Genomic DNA, 25,517 nt, shown 5'->3' with positions numbered 1-25,517 from the left:
ATTTCATGTTGAATGAGTGGTTTGCTGATCATGTAATCATAACGTATATTTTGATCTTCATATTTCTTTCCTATGTGTATAACAAAGTATTTCGTACACGCAGACTACCTGTATTGAAGGCTTTGCTTGTATATGTGCTTATGGGCATCGGCTCCTTGATGCTGCTTTTTTTTCAATTAGCGGGGCTTCCGATTATACTTTGTCTGGCCATAGCAATCTTTCTGATGCTGCTCGTAAGGGTGCGCTATTTTATTGAAAAACGAAGCGGACGTAAATCGTCCTCAGAATAATCGGGGGAACGGGGCGTTAAGACATGCCTAGATATTGGCTCACACCTGTTTTGGGGCGGTCTCCTTTGCGCTTAGGGGCTGAAAGAATACTTGGACAGCCACTCGGGGAGTTCGAAGCATTCAGACAGATGATGCATGGCCTTCATCCCAGGCTGCTGCCCCTCTTCAAAGCGGATCTGCTGCTTAGCGATGATGAGGAATTATGCGGATCCAATATGGATGTGCAGCTTGATTTGAGCGAGGCAGGCGAGCTGATATTTAATGGCGAGCCGCTGCATTTATCCCATTGCGGTGAGGCTTTCCTCGATCGCCTGCTTAGGAACGAGGAAGCTGCTGCACTGCTGCTTTTAGACAAAGGCGACCTATGGACAGATGCCCAGCTTGGCTGGAAGCATATTTGCATAGAATGGCTGCAGCGGGGATGGAGCATCATTATACTTCGGGAGGACGGTGTCCAAACGTGACATTGCAGGATGCGCTTTTCAATTGGCTGCAGATGGTTATCGTGGCTGAGGCAAGGCCAGACGATCACGCGGCCCAAGCGACAATGGGTTTTTTCGAACAAATATTAACCGAGGATCATGGATTGACTGATTTTTATATCGATAGTAAAGATGATGAAATGATTTATATTTGCTATGAACACGAAGATGTCATCAAGAAAAAAGTTTTTGACCGGGAAGCTGCAGAAAAGCTGCTGGAGGATATTCTCTCCAATCCGAAATATAATGAACAGTAAGGGAAATGTTGGTATACATAACGGTGGATGCTTGTTAGCGCATATGCTATAATGAGGGAGTAAGTTAGCTCATCACTTACTTTGTAGGAGGTGCAAGCATCATTGGCTGAACTCATTACAGAATTGTCTAATCCATTGTTCGCAGTCCTGCAAAAGGAGAAATTCCTGCTTCTGAGCACCCTGGATTATGAAACAGGTGCACCATGTGTAAATGCGATCTCCTGGGTTTATGCCAAAGATTCCAAGACGATTCGGTTCGCAGTTGATCAGCGATCAAGAATTGCTGCCAATCTTTTGGCGAATCACCAAGTTACCTTGAGCTTTATTGGTGCTGGGTCTGTACATGCTATCAGCGGAACCGCAAACATAGTTGCAGAAGCCCTGGAAGGGGTTCCCTTTAAGCTGATTTGTGTTGATGTAGACATTGAATCAGTTAGAGATGCTATGTTCTACGGAGCACGAATTATTACCGAGCCTGAATATGAGAAAACCTATGACAAACGTGCGGCTGAGAAGCTGGACCGACAAGTTTTCGATGCGATGAAAAAAGCCTAAACAGCATGCAGCTGTTAGGCTTTTATTGGCTTCTTTCAGCTATGCGCCAGGCTGTCCGACCTGATTTGCTCCTTGGGTTGCGGGATTGCCGGGTGGTTGTACATCTCTGGGCAGCTGTGGCATGATGCGGCCAATAATATCAGCCATTTCCTCAGCAAAGCCGGATACAGGCCGACCACCTTGGATACTTTCTTTAATCTCACGCAGCCTTTGATCAACGTCCATGTCCGCAGTGACGATCGCATTCACACCATCAGGGTCTTTGCGTAGAGCTTCGGCAACTGCATATTTAACAGTTCCAACTTTGGCTCTATCCATTTCCGGGTTTACATTGATCCCGATTACTGCTGTATTGCCAAGCACGACACAGTGTGCACTCTGCACCTGAGGAATGCTGGAGGCCAGCATTTCTAATCGGTCGCTTACAGCTTGTTTATTCTCAATTTCTTGCTTTTGCGGAGCGATTTGCTGGACTTTGATTCCATTTTGCTGCGTACTTGGAGAGGAGGGGACGTTGTTTCGCTGGTTTTGGCTGCAGCCTGCAGCAAAAAACACCAACAGCAATGATAAGCAAACTAATTTCAAGTAAATGCATCCTTTCTATATGATGATTTGATTGGTTTAATTTGTCCTTAACAGCTATTTTCTATGTATAGCTCTAACGCCAATCCAGGGAGGGACCTACGATGAAAAAAAAATATGTACTGGATACCAATGTGCTGCTTCAAGACCCTAATGCAATTTTTGCTTTTGATGACAATGAAGTAGTCATACCGGCTGTGGTGTTAGAGGAAATTGACTCCAAGAAACGAAATGCTGATGAACTTGGCAGAAATGCAAGACAAGTATCCAGGCTGCTGGACAGTCTTAGGGCCAAAGGCAATCTTTCTGATGGAGTATTGCTAGAAAGTGGAGGGAGCATCAAGGTTGAGCTGAATCACAAAAGCTTTTCCAAGCTGCAGGAGGCCTTCGCGGAACTCACGAACGATAACCGTATTCTCGCAGTTGCGCTTAATTATCATCTCGAGGAGCAGGCAAGCGGGGAACCCAGTCCTGTTATTATCGTCAGCAAGGATACGCTTGTCCGGATCAAGGCAGATGTCCTGGGACTGACTGCACAAGATTATTTAACAGACCGCATCGTTGCCCAATCGGATATTTATACGGGCTGCTTGACTCTGCAGGTGCATCCTTCCGTTATTGATGAATTTTATTCATACCGGTTTCTAACCGTAAACTCGTTGAATCTTTCTTACACGCTCAACCCTCATGAATTTGTAATTTTGAAGGATGAGCTGGGTACCTCTAAGTCTGCTTTGTTAAAAGTGAACGCGGAAGGAAAGAGGCTGGAGCCGCTATTTATTAGCAATGAGCCGATTTGGGGCATCTCAGCACGTAATGCACAACAGAGGATGGCGCTTGAGCTGCTTCTCAATGATGAAATCCCACTCGTCACTTTGACAGGTAAAGCCGGAACCGGGAAAACACTGCTTACGCTTGCGGCCGGACTGATGAAAATTGAAGACGAGCACAAATACAAAAAACTGCTGATTGCAAGACCCGTTGTTCCTATGGGCAAAGATATCGGATACCTTCCCGGCGAAAAGGACGAAAAGCTTCGTCCCTGGATGCAGCCGATATACGATAATCTGGAATTTCTGTTTGACACCAAAAAATCGGGTGATATCGATAAAATTTTAGCTGGGATGGGCAGCATTCAAGTGGAGGCACTCACCTACATTCGCGGTCGCTCCATACCCGGACAATTCATCATCATTGATGAAGCGCAAAATTTATCGAAGCACGAAGTCAAAACAATTGTCTCCCGCGTAGGAGAAGGAAGTAAAATTGTGCTTCTCGGTGATCCGGAGCAAATAGATCATCCTTATCTGGACGCTTCCAGCAATGGGCTCACGTATGTGGTAGAGCGTTTCAAGCAGGAAAGTGTAAGTGGTCATATTACGCTTGAGCGCGGCGAGCGTTCCCATCTGGCACAATTGGCAGCTGACTTGCTATAAATTAAGCTTTGTTACTTTGGAGAGAGCAAATTCTTTAGAAATCATAGGTTAAATTAAAAGGCCATCTTCTAGCGCCCTATTCAGGGTCGCAGGAGGATGGCCTTTATCTTTGTATGAAATGATTAAAATCATGGAATCTGTAGTGTCCCATTTCATTCAGGGAACACATCTTTAACCGCGGCTGGAGCCCACATCCCTTCCCTCCCCACGCACTGACGTCACGAACACGCTCTTCAAAGGACGCCACAAAGCATCTTCCTATATCCAGATAATCTCGCACTGATATGCCCTTGCAATGCCTTCAGCGAGCTCTGTGAGCTGCTTATCGATGACATAGATAACTTCTTCCTTCTCGCTGAAATAAGCTATCAGATGCTCTTCCAGCTGCAGCAGTGCTTGCGACAGCTCAGCCTCTGGAGTGCCGCGGCGCTCCGTATTGAAGCGAAACAGACTTATCTTATCCATGTACAGATAAGTATTGTCAAGCTTGCTCAGGAAGCCATAATCGCTGAATGTATCAGTCAGATTGGCCTCCCGGGGGAGCAGCAACAGCTCCAAAGACTCTGAGGCAACTTTATAATGGCTCATGATATCGAGAATAATCTGCCGGTCCTCTTCGGTATTGACAATGAGCATTTCCTTATCGCGGTCAAAAAGCTGTACCTGGTTGCCCAGTGATTTGACGATCTGTGCGTAAAAGCCTGGTATTTTACCCTCAGGCAAGTCCATCATAAGCGCAAGTTTGGTATGCATGCTATGCTCCTTATAACTAGCGAGTTGAAAATATTAAAACTTTAATTTAACGATCAGCTTGCCTTCTTGCGGTGTTACGGAAGTTACTTCAATCGGAACTGTTTTGCGAGGGAAGAAGCTGAGACCAAATTCCTCAAGCAGTGAAGTGATGGTGGTATCGGGCAGCTGATAGCCATTGAAATCGAGCTGATCCACTGTAAAGCGTACCTCGTTCATATCTTTGCCTTCTATTAGAATGAAGTTGCCCTGAATAACGATGTCTTCGTTATCCCTTTTTCCTGACACAATGACTTTTCCCCCGGTAAAGCGGAACGAAAGGTTAGTAAACAAAGCGTCCTTGCTTTGCAAAAACTCATTCATGCTTCCGTCGCTTAAGGTGAAGGTAGCCCCGTCGGTGCCATCCAAAGATATATTTTTACCGCCATCCTTCGTAAATAACTCCGGCAAATCCACAAAGGCTAAAGAAAGTGCTTCAAAAAATTGGCGGAAAAGCGGCAGCCCTTTTTCTTCCCATTCTTTGTTAAGGCTTTTGATCTGCTCCTCCACAGCCTTAGCTTGTGCGGTTATAGCCAGCTGTTTATCCAGCTCCTCCTGCAGCTTCACCAGGCGTTCTCGCTGTGTTAAATAAGCACTCTTTGTTTTTTGAAGCTCAACTCGTGAGGCCTCAAGCTTGACCTGAAGAACCTTTAATTGTTCATAGGAAGCGGAGAATTTATCAAGGGCTCTCTGATCGTTCTGCACAATCATATGCAAGTATTCATACGTTTTGAGTACATCTGAGAAGGATTTTAATGAGAACATCAACAGCCAAATAGAATCTCTATCGCCTGTATAGTAGGCTCTCAAAACTCTGCCAGCATGCTTTCTGGACTCTTGCACCTTATTGCCCTGCTTCACAACATCGAGGTTAGTAGCCTGTATTTGATCGGCAATTTTCTTGTCTTGTTCATTCAATCTCGCAACTTCACGATCGATTTCATAAATCGTCAGCCCTTTTTGCAATAGCGCCTTGGCCTCATCAGGATCGAACGCTTCCTCAGCAAAAGATAGAGGGAAGATCGTGAGTGGCATCTGGAGCAGCAGCAGGCAAGCTAGTAAACAGCAGATAACTCTTGTTTTCATTCCGGCCCCCCTTTCGTGATAGTATCCCGTGAAGAAAACTGTCTGTACATGTATAAGAGCTATCAACAGATTACCATAATTCTATGATAAAAAGCACAAAAAATACTTACCCTCCCTAAGAAAGGTAAGCATCAGCGGATAAGAATAAGGCCTATTGCTTTGCGTTCCCGGCAGTTCCTTTGAACAGCTTTAGAAGATCGTCGAAGTTTTTCACATTTTTCGGAATTTCCTTCGTAAAGACAGGCGGCTGATTAATGCCATCTACAGTTTGATGCAGCAATAGCTGATTGCTGGAAGCTTGTCCGCCGGCATTCGTTACTGAGAAAATGAGGTCCAGCGTCTGATCGCGGATAAAGCCTTGCTCGTCTATAAGCATGACCAACTTTCCAGGTGCTTGAATGGTCAGCTTGGCTGCTTCTTGGCCCTTTGTAAGCTTATCAGCTTGGTCTGCTGTAAGGAGCCCGTTGGTTTGCAACGTTTGAACAAATTCTGGCAGCTTACTTTGGAAAAGGGCTGAGACCTTTTCTTCATTTTTCTTCGTAATTTCAATCGTTATTGTTTTTGCGGAAGTGCCGTCAGTGAGTTTTGCGGGCTTCTTCGCTTCCTCGAACCATTTGGCATCCAAACCGCTCACAAATAGCTTAAGCAGTGCAGTAGTCACCTGCGGAGTATTTTTCAGCGTATCCAGATTTAGCGGGCTCTTGCTATCTTGGCTCATTTGCTTCAAATCAACGCTGTAATATTCGTCCGGTTTGTTAATGGCTGGCATATTGAAATACAATTTGCTATCTTTAATTAGAGTTGGAATTGCTATGGAAGAGGTAGTCCCCTTGGGTGTAAGCTTAAGATCCAATTCCATTTGCAGCGGTTCGTCACTTACGGCACCCTTCCAGTCAACCGTGCTCTCTCTTACTAATGAAAGAAGTCCGCCAACAAGCGGATTGGTTGAAGACAGCAACCCCTCGCTAAGCTGTAGCTGTGCACTGCCCTCGAAATTGTATGATTTCATTTCATTTTGCTTGGCAAGTGAGTTTTCGACTGTTTCTTTGATTTTTGCATTGTCTGTGCATGCTGTTAACATGGAAATGCTTACTACGGCAGCTAGCGACAAGGACAACCATTTTTTACGCATATCTCTCTATCTCCTTCCTTCCTGAACCCTATATTATTATAAAGCTTTCTTTGGGGTTTGTCACAAGTTATGATGATGTAAAACATTTGATGAGGTGAACGGACAATAATGACAGATTCAACAGGCAGCAAGGAGCTGACGAAGGTCATTGCAGAGCGCATATGCGCGTCTACTTTGAAGGCGATACCCTTCCGGGATTATATGGAGTTATGCTTGTATCAGGAGCCGTTTGGCTATTATCGTAATTCTGCAATAAAGATAGGTAAAGAAGGCGATTTTTACACGAGCTCCTCGGTAAGCCCGCTGATGGGAGAAATGATCGCTTCTTATTTAATCAAGCAGTGGCGTGCCCATTTTGACCAAGTGGAAAGGATCTTTGTAGTAGAGTGGGGAGGGGGCAATGGAAGGTTGGCGCTGCATGTGCTGGATGAGCTTCGGGAGCAAGAACCGCAGTTATACAAGCGCCTAGCTTACACAATGATTGAATCAAGCAGTTATCATAGAGGATTGCAGCAGGAAACGCTTCTTGCCCACACAGGTAAAGTCAACTATCTTGATGAGCAGGATTGGCTGCAGGCGGTCCCTGATCAAGGCGTATTTGTGCTTGCAAATGAGCTTCTAGACGCTTTTCCCGTCCATAGGATCTGTTTGTTGAATGGTCTTTGGCATGAGAGCTATGTATCCTGGGAAGAAGAGCAGGGCAGCTTTAAGGAGTTGTGGCTCCCCTTGCAGGAAGGTCGGCTGCTCACCTACATCAGTCAGTATAAGCCCCTTTCAGTACTTTTGGAAGGCCAAATTGCAGAGATTAATCTCGCGGCTATGGACTGGATCGGTTCTGTTGCTAGACGTATTGGAGAGGGGCAGCTCATTCTTATAGACTATGGAGATACGGCAGAGGAGTTGTACGCAGGGCACCGGATGCGGGGAACCTTGATGTGTTACCGCAAGCATCTGGCTTATGATGATCCCTTTATTTATGTTGGTGAACAAGATATAACGGCACATGTTAACTTCTCGGCTTGTGTGGCTGCGGGCGAGGCAGAAGGAATGACGGCTTTGAAGCTGCAGACGCAACGTGAGTTTTTGGTGGAACAGGGGATTCTCGAGAAGCTGATGAATCATTTTGATCCCGATCCGTTCAGTCCTGTTGCCAAAAAGAACAGGGGCATTCGGCAGCTGCTGCTCAGCGACCAGATGAGTGAGCTGTTCAAAGTACTGATCCTAACGAAAAAAAGGTGATCCGGCTCTTATGAGCCGGGTCACCTTTTTGCTGAATTTCAATCATTAAGCCACTGACATTCTGAAGAAAGACCAGTACGTAAAGCCGCTGAAGGAGATAATCATGTATCCCCAAAAAAGCAAAATGTACGTACGTTCTGAGAAGCGCATATAGCCTAGAATGACGAATACGGCAGTTTGGAAAAAGAAAATCAGAGACATCGGGATCATATCTCCGGCCAGGCTCATGAGCGCAATGACGAGCGTCCAAAATCCAAGAACCCTAAACATGCGATCCATTGTGTAACATCCCCCTTTCATACCGTGATGCGCATTTGCTAAATCACATTATACCTTGTTTTTCGCTGCAGTGTAAACCTGCAAACGGTGACGAATTTAAAAACATTTTGTTCAGCTTTACCTAGTATGCCGTTTTATCCGGTTTCGATGTATGAGCCGACAAAAAAATGGCAATACCAAATAGTATCAAATAGATTCTATGAACTCTACTATGGGCATAGAAATAGTATTAATGGCAGGACCATATATACCTACGTTTAGGAGGATTGACCCTTATGTCAGCAATTAGACAAGATGCTTGGAGCGACGAGGATGACTTTATTCTGGCGGAAGTGACCTTGCGCCATATTCGTGATGGTAGTACGCAATTATCCGCTTTCGAAGAAGTGGGCGAAAGAATTGGACGTACGGCAGCTGCTTGCGGTTTTCGCTGGAACAGTTTTGTAAGAAAGAAATATGAAGCGGCTATCCAAATTGCCAAAGCACAGCGGCAAAAGCGGACGCAGCTAAGAAGGCATGCTGCTGTGAGTATTTCAGGAGCAGCTGTCGCTACGCTTGATGCCCCAGAGCAGGGAGGAAGCAAACCGGAAACGTTCTCAGAAGAAACGCTTTCGATCGATTCTGTTATTCGCTTTTTGCGTCACTGGAGAAATACTTATCAGGATATGAACCGTCATTTTAAAAGTTTGGAGAAGGAACTGCACGATAGGGAAGAAGAAATGCTCAAGCTGCGCAGAGAGAATGAAAAGCTTAACAAGCAGGTAAATGAGGCAGAGACGGATTACAGAGTTGTGAACGATGATTATAAGGCACTGATTCAAATTATGGATCGCGCTCGTAAAATGGCTTTTTTGGTTGAAGAGGAAGAGGAAAATAAATCGCGCTTTAAGATGGATGCTAACGGAAATTTAGAAAGAATAGACTAAGAGCTTTTCATATGGCTGAAAAGTCCGGCAGACCCTGGTGTAAGGAGTTTCTCCTTTATGCTGGGGTCTGTTTTTGTGCTTTATTATTTGGTGTTATAATGGCTTATACCAAAGTTTATTACCAAAGTTTAATAAGCTTATTAAGCTTGTTATGGATAATATCAGGGGAAGGAGCGCTGTTTATGCATATTGCCATCGTGGGGGCCGGCTCCTTAGGACTACTTTTTGCTGCCAAGCTCTCGTCTGTAGCAACATCCATTGAAGTAATCACTAGGACAGGAATGCAAGCCGAAGTGCTCAGAAGAGAAGGAATTAGCATTGAAAAAGAAGAGGTCGTGCCTGCAAGCAAGTTCACTATTGTCTCTTACGAAGATAAGGAGAGTAAAAGTGGGGAAGAAGCGGTCGAATCACCACTTGATTTTTTACTCCTCACGGTTAAACAAACGGCTATAGATGATGAACTTCTCTCTTGGATTAGAAATCGAATCTCAAAGAAGACAACTGTTGTTTGCTTTCAGAATGGAGTCGGGCATGAGGAGAAGCTGCTTGGCTGCATTCATGCAGACCAATTGCTGCTGGCTGTTACAACGGAAGGGGCAAAGAGGTCGGGAGCTTCTAAGGTCGCACATACGGGACGAGGTACGACAGATTTAGGCTTTTCTCGGGATGTTTTGCCGAAAGAACAGCTAAATACGCAAAAAATATTTGCCGGGCTGTTGGAAAAAGCAGGATTCGCAGTCTCTTTGTCGAAAAACATGAATACGAAGGTTTGGAGCAAGCTGATCATCAGCTCTGTTATAAACCCGCTAACTGCGATCCTGCAGATTCAGAATGGACAATTGCTGCACTCTTCTGCTAGTCAAGAGCTAATGCTAGATCTTTATCAAGAAGGTATGACGGTGGCAAAGGCCAAGCATATAGAACTTCCGGATGATCTTTGGGAGAAGCTGCAGCTTGTGTGTGAGAAAACAGCTGAGAATCAATCTTCTATGCTCCAGGATCTCTTGCATCATAGAAGCACGGAAATAGAGAGTATCAATGGAAGTTTATTGAGAATGGCGGAGCAGCTGAAGCTGGAGCTTCCGGTAAACCGCAGTATATACCGCATAGTGAGAGTACTTGAGAACAAGTAGGTGAGCTATCTTGCAGGTTGTATTCAATATCTTTACGACAATTTATGCTTGGCTGGCTGTATTTCCGTTGGCCACCTTTGTAATCGCATGGTTTGTGCTGTATTTCTTTCTTAAGGACAAGAAGTTATCAACACGCCTTTCTATGGATATTACTATGCTGTTCTTGATAGGTCATGTGTCAGCGCTCTGGAATCAGCTGTTTGCGGCTAAATTCGGGTTTTGGCTGATCCTGCTCTTGCTTTTGATCGCTTTCGGCTTGATAGGCGGGTATCAGAATCGAACCAAGGGGCAGACAAACCTATTGAAGGTTTTTCGGGCGGTATGGAGAATGGGATTCATTGCACTTACAGGCTTGTATGTTATTCTTCTGTTACTAAGACTTCTAAAAAGTATCATTTTCTCTACATAGCTCAGTAGCGCTCATAAGCACTTAGTAGCTTCTACAGTCTCTAAAACATAAGTCTCTACATAGCACGATTTAGCGCGAAAGGGAGTGGATCCAATGACGGTTCGCAATTTAATGGAAGAAGTCGTCAAGCAGTGTTTAAAGGATTTAATACATAACCAGGAAAAGCTTCACGATCTCGATGATAAATTGCAAGCTGACATAATGGCTATTGCCTTAAATAGTCTACCACCCAAGTATGTCTCCTCTGTTGAAGGAGAAATGTTTGTGAAGACGCAGATACGGCAGATGGAGCCTGATGTTTTCAGAGAGCTTTCCAATGCTATCGATAAAGTGAGTACAGGCCGAAAGGGAAGCTTTAATTCCGCAGAAGAAGCTTAAAGTGAATCGGAAGTAGAATTGGGATAGCCGCTTCATCACCGAAGCGGCTTAACTGTGGTTTCAGTTAGAAAGTATGAAAGAAATCATCTGCTGGCAGTCCGTGATCCGTTTGAGCGTGGCAGGTTCGTTATTTTGTAAATGAGAAGGAATGGGAATGGCTGTGGGAGGAAGAGTGTTAGCAGCAGCTGAGCTGCTGTCTGCTGTCCCCTGTTCGCCCCCCCGCCGTTCGCCGAAATGAGAGAGTGCTCGACTTAACGATGTTTTTCATCGTTAAAACAAGTGTTCCAGGTCAATCCGTCACGTTAACGATGATTTTCATCGTTAAAGTAAGGATGTGGAGCGGACTGGTGCTTTTAACGATGAAAAACATCGTTAAAGTTGATTAAGGTAGCAGGTCCTCTAGATTGCACGCGTTGCCGGGAGGAACTTTTCATCGCAAGAGGCTGCACCCGCTTGGCAATCTCTTCTAATTAGGAGAAAAACCCTTGCTGGATGGTCGTTTGAGCTTGTGTTCGTGTGATTCGTGGGGCGTGGGATTGTAGCTAAAGAGAGGGAATGGCTGTGGGAGGGAGAGCGGTAGCGTCCGCCTTTAAAGATTTGTTCCTACCTCCTCATGTATACCATTCAAGGGAACAAATCTTTAACAGCGGCTGGAGCCCACAGCCATTCCCTCCCTCCATGCACCAACGTCACGAGCACGCACCTCAAAGAGCGCCACAAGGCGTTTTTATTTTATGCACAAGTGTATCATTTATAATTACAGTTTTGACGATTCCGATGCTTACGTGTATGATAGAAAAGGGTACGCACATCATATTTGGCAGGGGAGACTGTAAGCGATATGCCGATAGAAGCTGTGAATTGGAAAAGAAATCAGCCACTGGCTCAGGATTATATAGAGGATAAGATTTCTTCGCGAGAGTTGTTTGAATATCACTATTTACATGAAGCCGCTTGGTTCGAGCGGGCGGAATTTGTGAAACATTCGCGCAGCCCAAGAGCTGATTCAGCGGAGTTAGTAAAAGTGCTCACGGATTACAATGTTAAGATTGGCAATGCGCCAGAAGCATTGGAGAAGATTTCAATGCTATTGGATCCCTCTGCGTTAGTCGTTGTAGGGGGCCAGCAGGCAGGCCTTTTTGGAGGCCAATTGATGATTCTGTACAAAGCGATATCGATTATTCAAGCAGCAAGGACTTGGAGTGAAAAGTTGAATCGTCCTGTGCTTCCTGTTTTCTGGGTTGCCGGGGAGGACCATGATTTTGACGAAGTGAATCATATTCACTATTTATCAGCTCAGCTTCAGGTGGAGAAGCTTCAAGTTGAGCATCCCACTGGGGCAAGAACAGCTGTCAGCAGACTGCCTTTGCAGGCAGATGCATGGGCCCGTGCAGTTGAAGAGCTTGAAGCCTCGCTGATAGACACGGAATTTAAGGCAGGCTTGCTGGATAAGCTGCGGGCAGTGACGAGCGGGAGCGTAACATTAACGGATACTTTTGCGGCAATAATGGCCTCTCTTCTGGGAGAATACGGGCTGGTGCTGCTCGATTCAGATGATCCTGCATTACGTCAGCTGGAAGCACCGATGTTTCAGCAATTGGTTCAGCGGAACGCAGATTTGTCTGCTGCCCTGCAGCTGGGTAGAAGTCAGGTGGAGGCAGCCGGCTACGTACCTCAAGCAGAGGTGGCGGAGAATGGGGCTAACCTGTTTATTTTTGAAGGGGACCGCCGTTTGCTGCTACAGCGTGACGGGGAGCTGTTTGCCGACAAGAAGAAGACCTTCAGCATCTCCCAAGAGGAGCTCGGGCAGCTGGCTCAAAACCAACCGGAGCGGCTCAGCAACAATGTGTTGACACGACCCTTGATGCAGGAGTTTCTGTTTCCTGTGCTGGCAACTGTGCTGGGTCCAGGTGAGATCGCTTATTGGGGATTAACAGGGGAAGCCTTCCATTTATTTGGGATGAAGATGCCAGTTGTCGCTCCCCGCCTGGAGTTTACGCTTGTAGAGGGCACCTTGCAAAAGCATCTAAGCAAATATGACCTCACACTAGAGGACATTCGCTTCCGCTTTGAAGAGAAGCAGCAGCAGTGGCTGGAATCGCAAGATAAGCTGAATCTCGCTCAGCGGTTTGATGGCGTTAAGGATAGCTTTCGGGAGAGTTATTCCCCGCTCGTAGAATCGCTTGCCGCGATTAATCCGGGCGTTCGCAAGCTGGGAGAAACGAATATGCTGAAAATAATTGAGCAAATCGAATTTCTTGAAGGAAAGGCCGCGGACGCGTATAAAACTCATTTCGAAGCTGCTCTAAGGCAGCTGGAGCGAATCAAGCTCTCGATAATTCCGTTAGCTAAGCCGCAGGAAAGAGTGTATAATATCTATGCTTACTTGAATCGTTACGGCGAGGATTGGTTGAAGCCATTGATTGAGACGTCCATGCCCATTGACGGTATGCACCGTATTTATTATTTATAGGAGGAGATACATATGAGTACAGCTGACAAAAGCATAGTTACAGATATGTCACTTGCCCCGGAAGGGCATTTGAAAATTGATTGGGTAAAGGCGCATATGCCTGTGTTGAACCGGATTCGCGAGCAATTTGAGCAGGAGCAGCCATTTAAAGGCTTGAAAGTTACGATTTCACTTCACTTGGAGGCTAAAACCGCATATTTGGCGAAGGTCGTTCAAGCTGGGGGTGCAGAGGTTACCATTACAGGAAGCAATCCGCTATCCACGCAGGACGATGTTTGTGCGGCACTTGTAGAGGATGGCATTACTGTATATGCGAAATACAACCCGAGCGAGGAAGAATACAAAGAGCTGCTGATCAAGGCGCTTGAAACGAAGCCGGATCTGATCATTGACGATGGTGGAGATCTGGTATCGATCATTCACTCCGAGCGCAAGGATTTGATTTCACAGGTGCGCGGCGGAGCGGAAGAGACTACGACAGGGATATTGCGTCTGAAAGCGATGGAGAAAGAAGGCCAGCTTCAGTTCCCTATGGTAGCTGTTAATGATGCTTTCTGTAAATATTTGTTTGATAACCGCTACGGAACGGGACAGTCGGTTTGGGATGGCATCGATCGCACAACGAACCTTGTAGTTGCAGGAAAGACAGTAGTTGTAGCGGGCTACGGCTGGTGCGGTAAAGGAGTAGCGATGCGTGCCAAAGGTCTTGGTGCCAATGTAGTTGTAACGGAAATTGATCCGATCCGTGCGGTTGAAGCTTATATGGACGGTTTCAGAGTGATGTCGATGGTGGAAGCAGCGAAAATCGGCGATTATTTCGTCACAGTAACCGGAAATCGTGATATCATCCGTGAAGAGCATTATGCAGTGATGAAGGATGGAGCGATTCTCTCGAATGCCGGGCATTTTGATGTTGAAATTAACAAGCCGGATCTGGATGCAGTTTCTGTATCGAAAAGAACCGTACGCCGGAATATCGAAGAGTACGAACTCAAGGATGGACGTAAATTCTACTTGCTGGCTGAAGGAAGACTAGTGAACTTGGCAGCAGGGGATGGACATCCGGCAGAAATTATGGATATGACCTTTGCCTTGCAGGCAATGTCCTTGAAATATGTAAATGATCAATACGAGAGCATTGGCAGCAAAGTCGTAAATGTGCCATTTGAGCTGGATGAGCAGGTAGCCAAGTTTAAACTTGAGTCACTGGGAATTAGCATTGATGCGCTTTCCCAGGAACAGCGTGATTATCTGGATAGCTGGACCGAGCACTAAATTTTTCATGAAATGAGTAAAATGTGTTTATGTATGTTCATTCGCAACCTTTTCTCTCTGAAGCCCGTTAATAGGGGTGAATTCCTAAATATGGAATAAGGGGGCTGCAAAAGTGACTGCGAATGAAAAACAGAGAATGCAAAGCATGCAAAAAATGCAAAAAAGTTTGTTCACAAATCAGCAGCAAGCAGGTAAAGAAAGTAAGCCGCGTGTAACAGCTAGCTGGCGAAAAGCAATACTGATAGTGGGGGCCGCCATCTTGATGATGGCGGCCTTAGCTGGCTGCAGCAGCAGTAAGGATGAGGCCAGTAATACATTGTCCATGGCGAATACAAACAGCGAACCGGCATCATCTGCTTTGGAAGGACAGTCCAGCGTTGATCAATCCGGACTAGAGCAAACCAGCCCAAAGGCGGAAGAAGATCTTTCTGCCGCGGAGAAGCAGATCAACACTAACACGGACGGTGAAGTATACGCAGTAACACCAGCCATCGGTAAGGATGGGGCGGAGGGCTTCAATCGCAAGCTGATTTACCAAGCCAACCTTGTTATGCGGGTTAAGGATTATACAACAGCACAAACGGAGCTGCGGGATCTGGTCGCTTTGAGTGGAGCTTATATTCTGCAATTTTCCGAAAATACGAATAATGGTGAACGCGGAGGCCATTTTACGATTAAGGTTGGGGCAAATGGTTTTACCTCGCTGCTGGATGGTTTGGAGAAAATCAGCCCAAGTCTTCAGCGCAGTGTAAACGGACAGGATGTCAGTGAGGAATATGTGGATCTGGAATCCAGGCTCAAAGCGAAGCAGGCTGTTGAAGCAAGGCTTCTGGCCTTTATGGAAAAAGCGACTAAAACGGATGACTTGCTAGCCTTCTCCAATCAGCTTGCCAAAGAGCAGGAGGAGATCGAGAAGATAAAAGGCCGGATGCGATATATTGACCAGAATGTAGCTTTCTCCACCATTGAGCTGCGTATGTATCAACAAACAGGCTCCGGTTCACATCTAAATTCTGGACAGCTGGCACTTGGTGATCGTCTGCAAAATGCCTTAAATACAAGCTTGAATGTGCTGGCTGCTGTTCTGCAGGGCATTCTTGTTTTCTTGGCTGCTGCGCTTCCAGTGCTTCTGGTGGCAGCCATTATTCTTGTTCCCGTGCTTTACTTCAGAAGGGGCAGAAAACAGCGGCTGGCTGAAACCTGCACGCAAATAAAGCAGCAAAATGCTGCTGTTGCAACGCCTGTAAAGGCTTCTGAGGAGCAAAATGAGGAGTCTTCAACTTAAAGCTATAAAAAAATATCAAGGAAATCCTGGTGATCTAGCAGGATTTCTTTTTTTTTTGGCGAATTTGTATTAAATAGTGGTGGAAAGTGGTGCAAAGTGGGGGATTGGAGCTGACTGCTGTGTTTTTAGGAGAACATCAACATAGCATAGATGAAAAAGGCCGAATCATTATTCCGGCCAAGTTTCGTGAAGCTCTCGGATATTCCTTTGTAGTCACTCGCGGCTTGGACCAGTGCTTGTTCGTTTATCCGAGATCAGAGTGGGCTGTTCTTGAGCAGAAGCTCAAAGCATTGCCGCTTATGAAGTCGGAGGCGCGGGCGTTTACCCGCTTTTTCTTCTCCGGAGCTACGGAATGCGAGCTGGATAAACAAGGAAGAGCCAATATCCCTGCTACATTAGTGGATCATGCAAAGCTTGAGAAAGATTGTGTTGTACTGGGTGTTTCCAATCGGGTAGAGATTTGGAGCAAGCAAATTTGGGAAGGCTATTTCCAAGAGTCGGAGCAATCTTTTAATGAAATCGCTGAGAAGCTTGTGGACTTTAATTTTTGACAGTTGACCTATCACATATACAATCACGAAGAAAAATTTCCTGATCACAGGGAAACTCACAGGAGGCCAACCTATTGTTTCATCATATTACTGTACTTAAGGAAGAATCAGTTGAAGGCTTACATATAAAACCGAATGGAGTTTACGTAGATTGTACGCTAGGGGGAGCTGGTCACAGCTCGCTTATAGCATCCAGCCTGGGACCCGAGGGGCTGTTGATTTGCCTGGATCAGGATGAGACGGCTCTTGCGAATGCGGCAAAGGTGCTTGCGCCGTATCAAGACCGTGTACAGACCGTGAAGAGCAATTTCCGGATGCTGGAGGAAGTATTGCAAGGCATACCTCAAGCGCTTCAGAATGGAAAGCCCCAAGTGGATGGCATTTTATTCGATCTTGGTGTTTCCTCACCACAGCTGGATGAAGCCGATAGAGGCTTCAGTTATAATCATGACGCTGAATTGGATATGAGAATGGACCGCACCTCAGAGCTGACGGCAAAAATGATTGTGAATGAATGGCCGGTGGAGCGGATTGCCAAAATTCTTTTTGAATATGGCGAGGAGAAATTTTCGCGGAGAATCGCTTCCGTGATTGAAGCCGCACGCTCCAAACGTACCATTGAAACGACAGGAGAACTGGTTGAGCTGATTAAGGAAGGTATTCCGGCAGCGGCAAGAAGAACTGGACCGCATCCTGCCAAGCGCAGCTTTCAGGCACTGCGTATTGCTGTCAATGATGAGCTGGGAGCTTTTGAGGAAGCTTTGGAGCAGTCGATTCGCTGCCTGGCTCCAGGAGGAAGGGTTGCTGTGATTACGTTCCATTCGTTGGAGGACCGAATTTGCAAGCTGACTTTCGCTAAATACCTCGAGAAGTGTACGTGTCCGCCAGATTTTCCAATGTGCGTCTGCAATAATAAGGGAACGCTGAAGCTGGTAAACAGGAAGCCGATCCTTCCAAGTGACAACGAGCTGGAGGCGAACCAAAGAGCCCGCTCGTCCAAGCTGAGAATAGCAGAGAAACTATAATTACACTAAATTAGGATAAAAAAATAAAAATTAAGGGGAGGAAATTGCAGAATGCCTTCTTACATTCAAGGGAATTTGGCTGTTAATAAAAAGCCGGATCAAAAAGTAACTATTAAAGAAACGAGAAAAATCGTTTACCGCACTAAATCTTTGCCCATGCAGGAGAAAATGCTGTACTTATTTACTGTACTGCTCTGTGTTGTTGTAGCGGTGGTCATTATATGGCGGTATGCGCAAATTTATCAAATGAACGCAGATATGCTGAAAATGCAGCATGAGATTAAGACCATTCAAGCGGAGAACAGCGCATTGAAGCAAGATGTAGAGAAGCTTCTAAGCATAGAACGGCTTGAGGAAGAGGCCAAAAAACTCGGATTTAAACCGCGCTCAGAAGGACAAGTTGACCAGATTACTTCTGGCGAAGCTGCCAAATCGGAAGATTCAAGCGATGTAGCATACAATCCATAAATAGGCAGGTACTAAAATGACTAAAAAAATAAGAGCACGCTCTTTGTTGATCGGAGGGGTATTTACCCTTCTTTTTGTTATCCTTTTAGTAAAAGTATATTATATTCAGGGTGTTGATGCTTCAAGGCTGCTTGGTATGGCGAAGAAAGCGTGGGAGACGGATCAGGTGCTTGCCCCGGAACGCGGCTCGATCGTGGATCGCAACAACAAAGCGTTGGCTTTGAACACTACGGCCTATACCGTATCGTTAAATCCTCAATTAATTAATAAAAATGGCATTCTTGAAGAAGTAGTAGAAGGTCTTTCAACTATTTTATTAGATGCGAACCGGGATAAAGCTGAATTGACAGATAAAATCCGCCAAAGAGCAACAAGGAAAAAAGATGACGGGATTAACTTTGCTGTTTCCGTAGAGATCCGCAATGAAGGGTGGAAAATTGACAAGTCGAAGGCAGATCTGGTTCTGGAACTAGATAAAAGCCTTAGGAAGAAGCTGAACACGAAGCTTAAGATTGGCATTGAGCTTATTGAGGAAGAAAAGCGCTATTATCCGGGGGATACTTTAGCCTCCCATTTACTTGGTTTTATGAGCAAAGAAGGAAAAGCAGTGTCTGGTCTGGAAGCCAGTATGGATGAAGTCCTTACGGGCGTAGCAGGCAAGCTGAAGTATGAAACGGATGCTAAGGGCATCGAGCTCCCGGACTCGAAGATTGATTTCTTGCCTGCAGAGGATGGGAAAAATATTCGCTTGACGATTGACAAAAACATCCAGTTCTATATCGAGAGCGCACTGGCCAAGGTCGAGCAGCAATTTCATCCGAAAAGTATGACGGCCATCGCTGTAAATCCGCAAACGATGGAAATTCTGGGCATGGCCAATGTCCCCACATTTAACCCGAATGAATATTGGAATTTTAACGATCAAGGTGATTTTATTAATCACGCGGTAGCTTCTCAATACGAGCCGGGCTCCACCTTCAAGATCGTTACGCTTGCCGGTGCTGTAGAAGAAAATCTTTTTAATCCTAATGAAATCTATCAATCCGGATCGATCAGAGTTCCGGGAAGAACACTTCATGATCACAATTGGGTAGGTTGGGGACCCATTTCCTATTTGGATGGCTTAAAGCGTTCAAGTAACGTTGCTTTTGTTAAGCTTGGGTACGAAAAGCTGGGCCCGAAAAAGCTGGAAGACTATATTCGTAAGTTCGGTTTTGGTGAAAAATCAAATATTGATATTCTTGGAGAGGTTTCAGGCCTCGTGAAATTAAAGTATGAATCCGACTTTGCTACTGCTACATATGGGCAAGGGGGAGTCGTAGTCACAGCTTTGCAGCAAACGGCTGCTTATGCGGCGATAGCGAACGGGGGCAAGCTTATGTGGCCCCATGTAGTGAAGGATATTGTTGATCCTGTTACAGGAGAAGTCGTAGAATCTTTTGCTCCAAGGGAAATATCCCGGGTTGTTTCTGAGAGCACAGCGAAGCAAGTCAGCGAGTATCTGGAGCAGGTCGTTTCGGATAAGGTGAAAGGTACCGGGAATAAAGCTGCTATCGAGGGCTATCGGGTGGCCGGTAAAACGGGTACGGCGAATCTTGTAGTTGAAGGCGGAAAAGGCTATGCTGACAAGCAGTGGGTTATTTCTTTCATCGGCTATGCACCGGTTGAAAATCCGCAAATCCTGGTCACTATCATCGTGGACAGACCTGAACTGAACGGAAACTATCACAACGGCGGATATGTAGCAGCGCCTGCATTTAAAGAGATTGTAAGTCAAACGCTGCAGTATTTGGGGGTTGCCTCCAGTACGCAGCAGACCAAACAGACCGCGCCTGCTACTGATAAAATAACAGTTCCGGATTTTACGGTTCTTACTTTAACTGCTGCGAAAGAATCGGCGGAGCGGCTCGGACTCACTTTGGAGACGCTGGGAAAAGGCGCTAAGGTAGTTATGCAGTATCCGAAGGCGGGAGCGGAAGTTGGACCTGCCCAGCGGGTATATATTGCGATGGAGCAGCCTGAGGCTCTCCCATTGCCAGATTTCACCGGAGAATCGCTGCGTGATGCGATTGAGTTCTGTTCGTTTCTCAAGGTCAACTGTCAGACCGTTGGAGAAGGGTATGTAGTGAGCCAGACGGTCACCGGCGAAGGAGATAGCAAGGCAGTAGTTCTGCAGCTAAGTCCGCTTAACAAGCCGGCTTCAACTGTGGAGGAAGGTACGGATCCAAATGGCAGCCCATCTCAAGAAGAACAGGGCAGTACTGATCCTAATCAAGCTGAAACGAGCGGCTCCGAAGAGAATCAAGGCTCGAATAGCGCTGAATAACAAGTAAAGAAAATGAGTCCGTTATGCTATAGCTTGTTCTATCCCTAGATTGTCCCGAATAGTCATGATATGAAACGATACTGACTATATAGGGAGAGGGGGAGCAAGCATACATGCGGGCTTCTAATGTTACAGTACGTAGAAGATTGTTTATTGCTCTTATCATAGGGACGATCATTTTTGTAGCTTTAATCGGACGGCTTGCCTATGTTCAGCTGTGGAAGGGTTCTGAGCTTGCACAGATGGCTGAGGATAACTGGCGCAGAAATATTCCATTTGCCCCTAAACGGGGAGAGATTCTGGATCGTAACGGTGTTAAATTAACCTACAGCGTCAGCACCCCCTCGGTCATGGCCATACCGGCCCAAATTAAAGATGCCAAAGGAACAGCTGCTCAGCTGGCTCTTGTACTGCAAGCCCCAGAAGACAGCATCTATAAACAGATGACCAAAAAAGAACGAATTAACCGGATTCAACCTGCCGGTCGGAAAATTACGCAAGAGAAAGCCCAGGAAATCCGTCAGCTGAATTTGCCGGGCATCGTTGTCGCCGAGGATAATCAGCGATACTATCCGTTCGGCTCTCTAGCTGCGCACATTCTGGGATTTACTGGAATAGATAATCAGGGTCTTGCCGGAGCAGAGGCTATGTATGATAAAGAGCTGACCGGAATACGGGGCAGTATTTCCTACATGGCAGATGCGGCAGGAAGAGCGCTGGAAGGAACGACCGAGGAGTACAGCAAGCCAAAGGATGGTCTGAACCTGCAGCTGTCGATTGACAGCCATTTGCAATCGATTCTCGAGCGGGAGCTGGATCAGGCTCTGGTGCAGTATCAGGCGAAGAACGTCATCGCGATTATGATGGATCCCAATAATGGGGAAATACTTGCTATGGGCGGCAGACCGACCTATGAGCCCAGCCACTTCAGAGATTTTCCCGCTGAAACGTACAATCGAAATTTACCGATCTGGATGACATACGAGCCGGGCTCGACATTTAAAATTATTACCTTGGCAGCAGCAGTAGAAGAGAAGAAGATAGATTTGAAAAATGAAATGTTTTTCGATCCTGGTTTTATTAAGGTTGCCGGAGCGAATTTACGCTGCTGGAAACGCGGTGGTCATGGCAGTGAGACTTTCCTTCAGGTTGTGGAGAATTCCTGCAACCCAGGTTTCGTGCTTATGGGACAGCGTCTTGGCAAAGAAAAGCTGTTTGATTATATTGCGCGCTTCGGCTTCGGGAAAAAGACAGGAATTGATCTTGGCGGCGAGGAGAACGGGATTATGTTCAAGCCTGCCCTGGTTGGGCCTGTAGAGCTGGCGACTACGTCTTTTGGACAAGGGGTTTCCGTCACCCCGATTCAACAGATTACGGCAGTTTCTGCGGCAATCAACGGGGGCAAGCTGTTTAAACCGCATGTAGGCAAAGCTTGGATTCATCCTGAAACTGGGGAAGTCATAGAAACCATACAGCCAGAATTAGTGCGGAATGTGATCTCTGAGGAAACCTCCAGAATCGTACGTGAAACTTTGGAAAGCGTCGTTGCCAAAGGCACGGGACGTAATGCTTTTATCGATGGATACCGCGTTGGAGGCAAGACAGGAACCGCGCAAAAGGTCATCAACGGACGTTATTCGGCAGATGAGCATATCGTCTCGTTTATCGGCTTCGCGCCGGCAGACAATCCCAAAATTGTCATTTATGCAGCAGTGGATGACCCTGAGGGCTTGCAGTTCGGAGGCTTGATTGCAGCGCCATTGGTAAAAAACATGATGGCAGATGCACTGCGGTACATGAAAGTGGAGCCGAGCGAAAAACAGATTGCCCGTGATTATAAGTACGGGGAGGTACCGATTGTGGAGGTTCCTGATTTAATAGGTGCAACTGTAGAGGATATCTATGAAGATTTGAACTCCAATTTCCTGTTAGCGAAGTCTGGAAGTGGCAAATATGTGCTGAGTCAGGCTCCTAAGGCAGGAACGAGAATAGAAAAAGGATCGACGATCCGGCTTTTCCTAAGCGATTCCTTGCCTCCGGAAAAGCAGGACTAGAAAAAAAGATTTGAGTTTTAACATGTTTTGCTTTTCACTGTGCATAAAATTGTCCATAATAGATACTGTTGTGAAAAAGGAGGTAGATATCCATGTTGTTGCAAGAACTTGCAGCCATGTTAGTAATCAGCCGTATTCATGGAGATGATACTGTTCCGATTACGGGTATTCAAACTGATTCCCGGAAAGTACAGCAGGGAGATCTTTTTATATGTGTTCCCGGGCTTGTGGTGGATGGTCATGATTATGCAGCCCAGGCCATTAAGCATGGGGCAGCAGCCCTCGTTACAGAAAGAGATCTGCAAGTTTCAGTGCCGCAATTAATCGTGAAAGATGCCAGATATGCGATGGCTGCACTGTCGAGTCATTTCTACGGATATGCCAGCCGCAACATGAAAGTGATCGGAGTTACCGGCACGAATGGTAAAACAACGACAACCTATCTGATCGAAAAAATATTGTCGGAGCAAGGTTTTACAACAGGTTTGATGGGCACGATTCAAATGAAAATCGGCAATGTATACACAGACGCGGAGAGAACGACGCAGGAAGCACTGGATCTTCAGCGGAATCTGCGGCTGATGCTGGAGCAGGGAACAGACTACTGCCTTATGGAGGTATCCAGTCATGCACTTGAGCTGGGGAGGGTAAAAGGAGTCCATTTCCGCTCCGCCATTTTTACGAACCTGACGCAGGATCATTTGGACTACCACAAGACGATGGAAAATTATAAAGCAGCCAAAGGGCTTTTGTTTTCCAGGCTTGGTAATGAATTTACTGACAAGCCGGCTGCCCGCAGCTTTGCTGTGCTAAATGCCGACGATCCGGCTTCGGCAGCATTTAGCCAAATGTCTGCTGCAGAGGTGATTACGTACGGAATTCATAACGAATGCGATGTCAGGGCTTGTGATATCCAGGTTAAGGCATCCGGGACGGAGTTCACGTTGTCCTCCTTTGCAGGTGAGGCTGTGTTTCGGATGAAGCTGGTAGGCATCTTTAATGTATACAATGCGCTTGGGGCAATTGCCTCAACCTTGGCGGAAGGGGTTCCTCTAGAGCAAATCCGGCATAGTCTGGAGGGGATTGCTGTTGTAGATGGGCGTATGGAGGTAGTAAGCGGGGGGCAGGAATTTTTGGTGCTGGTCGACTATGCCCATACGCCTGACGGGCTTGAAAATGCTTTGAAAACAATTAAAGAGTTTGCTTTGGGGAAAGTCTACACGGTATTTGGCTGCGGAGGGGATCGCGACCGGTCCAAGCGTCCGCTTATGGGCCAGGTGACTGCGCGTTACAGCGATTATTTGTTCGTCACATCGGATAATCCGCGCACAGAGAATCCCGAAACGATCCTCCAGGACATCCTGCCTGGGATTAAGGAATATGGCTTTCCGGAGGAGCAATGTGAATTGATTGTGGACCGGCGTATTGCGATTCAAAAAGCTATTGATCTGGCAGGCCCCAACGATGTAGTATTAATAGCGGGAAAAGGCCACGAAACGTATCAGGAAATCATGGGTGTCAAGCATGACTTTGATGACCGCCTGGTGGCCAAAGCTGCGATAAGGGGAAAAAGCCGATGATACATCGTTCATTGCAGGATATCAAAAAGATGCTGGGCTCCGAAGCCGTTGATGTGAGCCATACTGATCCTATTCAAATACATGGGGTATCAACAGATACAAGAACGATCCAGGCGGGCAATCTTTTTATTCCTTTAATTGGGGATCATTACGATGGCCATGCGTACGCCAGTGAGGCTCATTCGCTTGGTGCGGCAGCCGTATTGTGGCAGGCTGACCGTCCAAACCCGCCTGAAGGAATGCCGCTTATTCTTGTCGGGAATACATTAAAGGCTCTTCAACAGCTGGCTCAAGCCTATAGACGGGAGCTGGACGTAAGAATTATCGGCATAACTGGCAGCAACGGAAAAACAACGACCAAGGATTTGGTTGCATCGGTTCTTTCCACTCGCTACCAAGTGCATAAAACCAAGGGCAATCTGAATAATCATATCGGGCTGCCCCTGACGCTGCTCCAGCTTGCAGAGAGCACCGAGTTTGCCGTGCTTGAAATGGGGATGAGCGGGCGGGGGGAAATTGCACTGTTATCCGAGCTGGCTGAGCCTGAAGCAGTCATTATTACGATGATCGGAGAAGCACATATGCTTCAGCTGGGTTCCCGTGAGGAGATCGCCAGAGCGAAGACAGAAATTATGTCAGGGCTGCAGCCTGGAGGCGTCTTGATCTATAACGGAGATGAACCGTTAATTGAACAAGTGCTAACAGAAAGGGCAGATGCTAAGCCTTTCAGCCGCCTGACCTTTGGCAAAGCTGAATCGAACGATATCTACCCGACAGAGATAGAGCTTGATCCAAAGGGGGCTCATTTCCGTATAAATTCAGAGCATTATCCTCCCCTGTTTATTCCGCTGCTCGGCTTTCATAATGTGATTAATGCGCTCGCTGCGATCCATACTGCTGCTTATTTCGGCGTAAATCCGGAGCAGATACAGGCAGGCTTCCAAGCGCTGCAAATGACAAGCATGCGCATTGAGAAATTGACGGCGAAATCAGGGTTAACCGTCTTGAATGATGCTTATAATTCGAGTCCTGCTGCACTTAGAGCTGCGCTGGAGCTGGTCGAGCGCTTAGACGACTACAGCCGGAAATTTATTGTGCTGGGCGATATGTTGGAGCTTGGGGACCAAGAGGAGCAGTATCACCGCGAAATTGGCCGTACGCTCTCCCCGCTATGTATTGATGAAGTATATACCTTCGGGCGATTAGCTGCGTTTATCGCTGAGGAAGCCTCTACGAGCTTTCCACCTGGAAGAGTCAGAGTATTTCATGATAAGCAGCAGCTTATCCAGGAGCTGCAAGCCTCGCTGCGGCCGGATGATGTCGTTCTTATCAAAGGCTCGCGCGGTATGCGGCTGGAGCAGGTTGCCAATGCGCTCCTTTCTTAAATAAAACTTTAGCCTATGCTTACGAAGAAAGTTTTGCTAAAGCAAAACTCAGCTTATGCTTACGAAGAAAGTTTTGCTAAAGCAAAACTCTTAGGAGGAACCAAAAGTGGAAAACGCAATTT

At 46.4% G+C, this 25,517-nt stretch carries 26 protein-coding genes; 21 read left to right on the top strand and 5 right to left on the bottom strand.

The genetic code is table 11. The annotated features are described in order from the left end of the window. Window positions 1-8: 8 nt before the first annotated feature. From J2Z66_RS21365 to J2Z66_RS21350, 4 genes are all read left to right on the top strand, one after another. Window positions 9-290 carry a YlaH-like family protein gene (locus J2Z66_RS21365; protein ID WP_209974323.1) on the top strand — a complete coding sequence of 94 codons (282 nt, stop codon included), beginning with the start codon at window positions 9-11 and terminating at the stop codon, window positions 288-290. A gap of 23 nt (window positions 291-313) precedes the next feature. Further along, a complete protein-coding gene (locus tag J2Z66_RS21360) occupies window positions 314-754 on the top strand; it encodes a hypothetical protein (protein ID WP_209974150.1) in 441 nt (146 codons plus the stop codon). Beyond that, complete coding sequence (locus tag J2Z66_RS21355; RefSeq protein ID WP_209974148.1) at window positions 751-1,029, top strand: hypothetical protein; 279 nt, start codon at window positions 751-753, stop codon at window positions 1,027-1,029. Before J2Z66_RS21360 ends, J2Z66_RS21355 begins: the two co-directional genes overlap by 4 nt. A 102-nt stretch (window positions 1,030-1,131) precedes the next feature. Further along, on the top strand, window positions 1,132-1,584 hold the full coding sequence (locus tag J2Z66_RS21350; protein WP_209974146.1) for a pyridoxamine 5'-phosphate oxidase family protein: 453 nt from the start codon (window positions 1,132-1,134) through the stop codon (window positions 1,582-1,584). Between the two features lie 39 nt (window positions 1,585-1,623). On the opposite strand, the gene J2Z66_RS21345 is transcribed toward J2Z66_RS21350, so the two are convergent. Beyond that, window positions 1,624-2,169: a YhcN/YlaJ family sporulation lipoprotein gene (locus J2Z66_RS21345; protein ID WP_209974144.1), complete on the bottom strand. Its 546-nt coding sequence runs from the start codon at window positions 2,167-2,169 to the stop codon at window positions 1,624-1,626. A gap of 101 nt (window positions 2,170-2,270) precedes the next feature. Here J2Z66_RS21345 and J2Z66_RS21340 point away from each other — a divergent pair, with 101 nt between their 5' ends. Then, window positions 2,271-3,602 (top strand): PhoH family protein, encoded by a 1,332-nt coding sequence (locus J2Z66_RS21340; RefSeq protein WP_209974142.1) that lies wholly within the window; start codon window positions 2,271-2,273, stop codon window positions 3,600-3,602. Between the two features lie 258 nt (window positions 3,603-3,860). Here the strand turns inward: J2Z66_RS21340 and J2Z66_RS21335 are convergent, their stop codons facing one another. The 3 genes from J2Z66_RS21335 to J2Z66_RS21325 all read right to left on the bottom strand — a co-directional run bounded on the left by J2Z66_RS21335 (window position 3,861) and on the right by J2Z66_RS21325 (window position 6,609). Next, the gene (locus J2Z66_RS21335) at window positions 3,861-4,355 is read right to left on the bottom strand and encodes a hypothetical protein (RefSeq protein WP_209974140.1); all 495 of its coding nucleotides are present in this window, start codon (window positions 4,353-4,355) and stop codon (window positions 3,861-3,863) included. A gap of 33 nt (window positions 4,356-4,388) precedes the next feature. Then, window positions 4,389-5,477, bottom strand: a complete 1,089-nt coding sequence (locus J2Z66_RS21330; RefSeq protein WP_209974138.1) for a coiled-coil domain-containing protein — start codon at window positions 5,475-5,477, stop codon at window positions 4,389-4,391. 151 nt (window positions 5,478-5,628) lie between these two features. Continuing rightward, complete coding sequence (locus tag J2Z66_RS21325; protein ID WP_209974136.1) at window positions 5,629-6,609, bottom strand: hypothetical protein; 981 nt, start codon at window positions 6,607-6,609, stop codon at window positions 5,629-5,631. A gap of 108 nt (window positions 6,610-6,717) precedes the next feature. Here J2Z66_RS21325 and J2Z66_RS21320 point away from each other — a divergent pair, with 108 nt between their 5' ends. Continuing rightward, a complete protein-coding gene (locus tag J2Z66_RS21320; RefSeq protein ID WP_209974134.1) occupies window positions 6,718-7,848 on the top strand; it encodes a class I SAM-dependent methyltransferase in 1,131 nt (376 codons plus the stop codon). Window positions 7,849-7,893: 45 nt separating this feature from the next. On the opposite strand, the gene J2Z66_RS21315 is transcribed toward J2Z66_RS21320, so the two are convergent. Then, window positions 7,894-8,127 (bottom strand): DUF2626 domain-containing protein, encoded by a 234-nt coding sequence (locus tag J2Z66_RS21315; RefSeq protein ID WP_209974132.1) that lies wholly within the window; start codon window positions 8,125-8,127, stop codon window positions 7,894-7,896. Window positions 8,128-8,402: 275 nt separating this feature from the next. Between J2Z66_RS21315 and J2Z66_RS21310 the strand changes: the two genes are divergently transcribed. The 15 genes from J2Z66_RS21310 to J2Z66_RS21245 all read left to right on the top strand — a co-directional run bounded on the left by J2Z66_RS21310 (window position 8,403) and on the right by J2Z66_RS21245 (window position 25,395). Further along, window positions 8,403-9,053 carry an RsfA family transcriptional regulator gene (locus J2Z66_RS21310; RefSeq protein WP_209974131.1) on the top strand — a complete coding sequence of 217 codons (651 nt, stop codon included), beginning with the start codon at window positions 8,403-8,405 and terminating at the stop codon, window positions 9,051-9,053. A 182-nt stretch (window positions 9,054-9,235) separates the two neighbouring features. Then, on the top strand, window positions 9,236-10,186 hold the full coding sequence (locus tag J2Z66_RS21305; RefSeq protein ID WP_209974129.1) for a ketopantoate reductase family protein: 951 nt from the start codon (window positions 9,236-9,238) through the stop codon (window positions 10,184-10,186). 10 nt (window positions 10,187-10,196) lie between these two features. After that, window positions 10,197-10,595 carry a DUF3397 family protein gene (locus tag J2Z66_RS21300; RefSeq protein WP_245375717.1) on the top strand — a complete coding sequence of 133 codons (399 nt, stop codon included), beginning with the start codon at window positions 10,197-10,199 and terminating at the stop codon, window positions 10,593-10,595. A gap of 93 nt (window positions 10,596-10,688) precedes the next feature. Then, a complete protein-coding gene (locus J2Z66_RS21295) occupies window positions 10,689-10,973 on the top strand; it encodes a late competence development ComFB family protein (RefSeq protein WP_209974127.1) in 285 nt (94 codons plus the stop codon). A gap of 257 nt (window positions 10,974-11,230) precedes the next feature. After that, window positions 11,231-11,359, top strand: coding sequence for a hypothetical protein (locus tag J2Z66_RS43510; RefSeq protein ID WP_281068871.1), 129 nt, complete (start codon window positions 11,231-11,233; stop codon window positions 11,357-11,359). Between the two features lie 455 nt (window positions 11,360-11,814). Further along, complete coding sequence (gene bshC, locus J2Z66_RS21290) at window positions 11,815-13,446, top strand: bacillithiol biosynthesis cysteine-adding enzyme BshC (RefSeq protein WP_209974125.1); 1,632 nt, start codon at window positions 11,815-11,817, stop codon at window positions 13,444-13,446. A gap of 12 nt (window positions 13,447-13,458) precedes the next feature. Further along, on the top strand, window positions 13,459-14,721 hold the full coding sequence (locus tag J2Z66_RS21285; RefSeq protein WP_209974123.1) for an adenosylhomocysteinase: 1,263 nt from the start codon (window positions 13,459-13,461) through the stop codon (window positions 14,719-14,721). Between the two features lie 112 nt (window positions 14,722-14,833). Then, entirely contained in the window at window positions 14,834-16,006 is a 1,173-nt protein-coding gene (locus J2Z66_RS42820) for a DUF4349 domain-containing protein (RefSeq protein WP_209974121.1), read from the top strand. A 119-nt stretch (window positions 16,007-16,125) separates the two neighbouring features. Then, window positions 16,126-16,557 (top strand): division/cell wall cluster transcriptional repressor MraZ, encoded by a 432-nt coding sequence (gene mraZ / locus J2Z66_RS21275; protein WP_209974319.1) that lies wholly within the window; start codon window positions 16,126-16,128, stop codon window positions 16,555-16,557. A gap of 74 nt (window positions 16,558-16,631) precedes the next feature. Next, complete coding sequence (gene rsmH / locus J2Z66_RS21270) at window positions 16,632-17,582, top strand: 16S rRNA (cytosine(1402)-N(4))-methyltransferase RsmH (protein WP_209974119.1); 951 nt, start codon at window positions 16,632-16,634, stop codon at window positions 17,580-17,582. Between the two features lie 51 nt (window positions 17,583-17,633). Next, window positions 17,634-18,050, top strand: coding sequence for a cell division protein FtsL (gene ftsL / locus J2Z66_RS21265; protein WP_209974117.1), 417 nt, complete (start codon window positions 17,634-17,636; stop codon window positions 18,048-18,050). 16 nt (window positions 18,051-18,066) lie between these two features. Beyond that, on the top strand, window positions 18,067-20,376 hold the full coding sequence (locus J2Z66_RS21260; protein WP_209974115.1) for a penicillin-binding transpeptidase domain-containing protein: 2,310 nt from the start codon (window positions 18,067-18,069) through the stop codon (window positions 20,374-20,376). Window positions 20,377-20,489: 113 nt separating this feature from the next. Then, window positions 20,490-22,430, top strand: a complete 1,941-nt coding sequence (locus J2Z66_RS21255) for a stage V sporulation protein D (protein ID WP_209974113.1) — start codon at window positions 20,490-20,492, stop codon at window positions 22,428-22,430. A 92-nt stretch (window positions 22,431-22,522) separates the two neighbouring features. Beyond that, window positions 22,523-24,010 carry a UDP-N-acetylmuramoyl-L-alanyl-D-glutamate--2,6-diaminopimelate ligase gene (locus tag J2Z66_RS21250; RefSeq protein ID WP_209974111.1) on the top strand — a complete coding sequence of 496 codons (1,488 nt, stop codon included), beginning with the start codon at window positions 22,523-22,525 and terminating at the stop codon, window positions 24,008-24,010. Next, a complete protein-coding gene (locus J2Z66_RS21245) occupies window positions 24,007-25,395 on the top strand; it encodes a UDP-N-acetylmuramoyl-tripeptide--D-alanyl-D-alanine ligase (RefSeq protein ID WP_209974109.1) in 1,389 nt (462 codons plus the stop codon). Before J2Z66_RS21250 ends, J2Z66_RS21245 begins: the two co-directional genes overlap by 4 nt. The last annotated feature ends 122 nt before the right edge of the window (window positions 25,396-25,517 follow it).

Source organism: Paenibacillus eucommiae (assembly GCF_017874215.1).
GTDB classification, from domain to species: domain Bacteria; phylum Bacillota; class Bacilli; order Paenibacillales; family NBRC-103111; genus Paenibacillus_AI; species Paenibacillus_AI eucommiae.
The sequence above is the reverse complement of the archived record's forward strand: the minus strand, read 5'-3'. Positions and strand labels throughout refer to the sequence as shown.